This window comes from Streptomyces sp. ID05-39B (genome assembly GCF_033794725.1).
Taxonomy (GTDB): domain Bacteria; phylum Actinomycetota; class Actinomycetes; order Streptomycetales; family Streptomycetaceae; genus Streptomyces; species Streptomyces bobili.
Genome location: NZ_JARGEF010000413.1, coordinates 1 through 3,932, shown reverse-complemented (window position 1 = coordinate 3,932; position 3,932 = coordinate 1). Strand labels below are relative to the sequence as shown.

Annotated in this window: 3 protein-coding genes and 1 pseudogene; 3 read left to right on the top strand and 1 reads right to left on the bottom strand. The window is 74.1% G+C overall.

The annotated features are described in order from the left end of the window. Positions 1–1,982: penicillin acylase family protein (locus P1P75_RS40265; RefSeq protein WP_319264681.1), on the bottom strand; the 1,982-nt coding region annotated here is incomplete at its 3' end. 143 nt (positions 1,983–2,125) lie between these two features. On the opposite strand from P1P75_RS40265, the gene P1P75_RS40260 reads away from it, so the two are divergent. From P1P75_RS40260 to P1P75_RS40250, 3 genes and pseudogenes are all read left to right on the top strand, one after another. Beyond that, positions 2,126–2,836: a siderophore-interacting protein gene (locus P1P75_RS40260; protein WP_319264679.1), complete on the top strand. Its 711-nt coding sequence runs from the start codon at positions 2,126–2,128 to the stop codon at positions 2,834–2,836. 102 nt (positions 2,837–2,938) lie between these two features. Further along, positions 2,939–3,532, top strand: a complete 594-nt coding sequence (locus P1P75_RS40255) for an HhH-GPD-type base excision DNA repair protein (protein ID WP_319264678.1) — start codon at positions 2,939–2,941, stop codon at positions 3,530–3,532. A 36-nt stretch (positions 3,533–3,568) separates the two neighbouring features. Beyond that, positions 3,569–3,667, top strand: a pseudogene (locus P1P75_RS40250) (HdeD family acid-resistance protein); the annotation flags it as partial. Positions 3,668–3,932 lie beyond the last annotated feature (265 nt).

Below are 3,932 nucleotides of genomic sequence, written 5' to 3'. Positions count from 1 at the left end.
TGGTGGGGGCTGTCGGGGTGGCCGGAGGCGCCGTGGGGCACGATCCAGCGGCTGTCCTCGCGGCGGGCCAGGTCCCAGACGTAGCGGGCGGCCGGACCGCGGGCGGCCAGGTCGGTCCAGCCGGGCACGGCCGAGGTGCACAGCACGCAGTCGTGGTCGCCGGAGAGGGCGGGGGCCTCCTGGGAGGGGTCGGGCAGGGCCCGCCAGGCGGCGAGGCGGTGGGTGTCGCCCCAGCGGGCGTCCGGCTGCCCGGCGGCCTCCTCAAGGGCTTGCCGCACGAGTTCCGGCCGGTCGATGCCGTACAACTCCTCGGCGCGCAGCAGGTGTTCGAGGGCGAAGCCGATGCGCGGGAGGAGGGCCAGCCAGGGCAGGAGGATCTCGGGGTAGGCGGGCGGGGCGGTGAGCGCGGCGAAGGCGGGCTCGGCGGCGAGGCGGCGCACGAGCGCGCTGCGCACGGCCGCGAACCGCGCCGCCTCCTGGCTGTCCGCGTCCATACGGCGGTCCCAGCGCAGGAGTCGGGCGCGCAGGCCGGCCGCCGCCGGGGTGAGGCCGTCGAGGGCGGCCAGCTGGTCCAGCAGGGGTGCGGCGGAGGCGAGGTGGGTGTCGGTGTGGATGGCGGGCATGCCGGACGAGGACCACTCCCGGCGCTCGTCGAGCAGCGCGCGGATACGGTCGGCGCGGTGCGGCGGGGCGAACTCGACGCCCAGCCCGGCGGCCGGTCCGCGCTGGTTGGCCATGACGGCGACGCCGTCGGTGAGTCCGGCGCGGGGCATCTCGTGCCAGCCGGTCCACTCGTGGCCGGGTTCCCAGGCGGGCACGAGGCGCGTGCGGTTGGCCCGCGCGCGGACGGGGACGCGGCCCGCGACCCGGTGCAGCAGGCCGCCCTCGGTGTCGGCGGCCTGGACGACGTTGACGGGCTCGGCCCAGACGTCGAGGGCGCGGTCGACGTCGGCGACCCGGCGGGCCCGCAGGAGCGGAAGCAGGGCGGAGAAGCCGAGGTCGCCGGTGACGCGGGGCGGGTAGCGCAGGGCGAGGGCGAGCGGGGTGCCGTCGTCGGTGCCGTCCGCGTTCCCGTCGTCGAGGCCCTCGGGACCGCCCGCGATGACCGGGCCGCGCTCGGTCTCCAGCACCTCGACCTCGACGGGCTCCTCCCCCGCGACCCGGACGAGTTCGGTGTGCCGGGCGACCCGCCGCCAGTCGCCGTCCGGACCGAGGGCCTCGACGCCGGCGCCGGTGCGGCGCAGGCGTTCGCGGTAGATGTCCTGGTAGTCGGCCATGGCGTTGGTGATGGCCCAGGCGACGGTGCCGGTGTGGCCGAAGTGGGCGATGCCGGGGACGCCGGGCACGGCCAGTCCGACGACGTCGAACTCGTCGCAGGCCAGCCGGATCTGTTGGTAGACGCCGGGGTCCTCGATGAAACGGTGCGGGTCGCCGGCGATGACGGCCTGCCCGGTGACCGTGCGTGCTCCGCTGACGAGCCAGCCGTTGCTGCCGGAGGTGCCGGGCCCGTCGGTGGCGAACAGGCCGACGGCGTCCTCGCCGAGGTGGCGGGTGGCCTCCTCACGCCACAGCTTGGCGGGGAAGCCGGCGAAGAGGATGTGGGTGGAGAGCCAGACGGCCAGCGGCGTCCAGGACTCCCAGTGCCCGGGGGCGAGGCCGACGCGCGCGAACTCGGGGGTCGCGCGCAGGCCTTCGTTGACACCGTCGACGTACGCCCGTACCCAGTCGGCGGTCTCGGGGTCGCGCTCCTGAAGGGTGGCGTAGCAGCGGCGGGCGGTGTCGTCGAGGCGGGCGCGGCGGACGAAGCGGTCCCAGGGGAGGGCCTCGGGGCCGAGGAAGGACGCCGAGGTGCCCTGGGCGCGGTGGCGCTCGATCTCCAGCTGCCAGGCGCGGTCGCGGGCGGTGACCCGGCCCTGGAGGCGGGCGAGGGCGCGGGCGCTCCCGGCTCGCAGGTGTGGAATGCCCCAGGTGTCCCGGTAGATCTCCCCGTTTTCTCCTTCCGCTTCTCCTTCCGCCTGCCGGGCGGCTCCGTCCGTCTCGCTCGTCACCCTGCGACCCCACTTACGTTTAGGTTAGGCTCACCTAATTAATCGGTGCAGGAATCGTACGCGAGAGGTAAACAGGCATGGCGCAGGGGAGGGGCTGGGAGGGCGCGGTCCTCAAGTTGATGCGGGGGAAGGACTTCACCTTCACCGTCACGGGGTCCGAGCAGGTCACCCCGGAGTACCGGAGGCTGCACCTCACCGACGGCGGGCTGCTCGCCGCGACGGGCGTCCACCCCACGATGTGGGTACGGCTGTGGTTCACCAACGCGGGCAAGCCGCACCAGCGGGCCTACACGCTGGTCGACCCCGACCCGGCCGCCGGCACCTTCGACCTGGAGTTCGCCCTGCACGAGGGCGCCGCCAGCGACTGGGCGCGGGCCGCTAAGCCCGGCGACACCATCGAGGCCACCGTCCAGGGCACGGGCTTCGCCGAGCCCGCTCCGGCCCCCTCCCGCATCCTCGCGATCGGCGACCCGGCCTCGCTCCCCGCGATCAACTCCCTCCTCGACGCCCTCGGCCCGACACCGGCCACCATCTGGTTCGAGGGCGGCGGGGACGACCTCCCCTTCCGCACCGACCCGGCCCGGCACGACCTCCGCCGCACCCCCCGCACCGAACTGATCGACCGGGTGAGGACCGAGCTGCCCGCTCTCCTGGCGGCCACCCCGGACCCGTACGTCTGGATCGCCTGCGACACCCGGACCACCCGCACGCTGTCGGCGTACGTCCGCAAGGACCTGGCGGTCCCCAAGGAGCGGACGCACGCGCTGGGGTACTGGCAGGTCGGCTGACGGCAGGATGGACGGACCGGACGGTCCGGCGGCGAGGGAGACGGGCGGGGCGAACTCCGGGCGAGCGCGCGTCCCCTCCCTCCGCGCGGCATGATCGAGGGTATGGACGTCACCCTTCACCTCGCCCAGGATCCCGAGGCCGATGAGCTTCTGGGCCGGTCCCCGCTCGCCGCGCTGGTCGGGATGCTGCTGGACCAGCAGGTTCCGATGGAGTGGGCGTTCAAGGGACCCCGGACCATCGCCGACCGGCTCGGCGCGGACGACTTGGACGCGCACGACATCGCCGCCCGCGACCCGGAGGCCTTCACCGCCCTGCTGTCGCAGAAGCCGGCCGTGCACCGCTACCCGGGTTCGATGGCCAAGCGGATCCAGCAGCTGTGCCAGTACCTCGTCGAGCACTACGACGGTGACGCGAGCGCCGTCTGGGACGGTGTGTCCACCGGCACGGAGCTGCTGCGACGGCTGGAGGAACTGCCCGGCTTCGGCAGGCAGAAGGCACAGATCTTCCTCGCCCTGCTGGGCAAGCAGCTCGGTGTCCGCCCGCAGGGCTGGCGCGAGGCGGCCGGCGCCTACGGCGAGGCGAAGTCCTTCCGGTCCGTCGCCGACATCACCGGCCCGGAGTCGCTGGTCAAGGTGCGGGCGCACAAGCAGGAGATGAAGGCGGCGGCCAAGGCAACGAAGGCCGCCAAGGGGTAGGACCGCCCTCCCCTGCCGAAGGTCGGTCTGCCGAAGGTCGCCCTGATCGACTCCCCGTTCGAATCGGCCGCCGTCCTGACCCTCGTCGCCGGCATCTGGCTGGTGGTGGTCGGCGTGGTCGAGATCATCACCTGACTGCGCATCCGGGGCCGGGCGGAACAGGTCCCCGTCACCCTGTGAGCCGCTCCCGGGCCCGCCCCTGACGTGGTCGTCAGATACCCCGGACGTGCTCCGAACGGGCGGTTCTGCCGCCCGGTGTGCGGAACGCCGGGCGTGTCGCGGGCAGATGACCTGCCATGGGCAGCACCGCAAGAAACCTCCCGCGCCGGCACTCCTGGCTGCGGGTCCTCGTGCTGCTGCTCGCCGTCCTGGTACCGGCCGCCCCCGCCGCCGTCTCCGC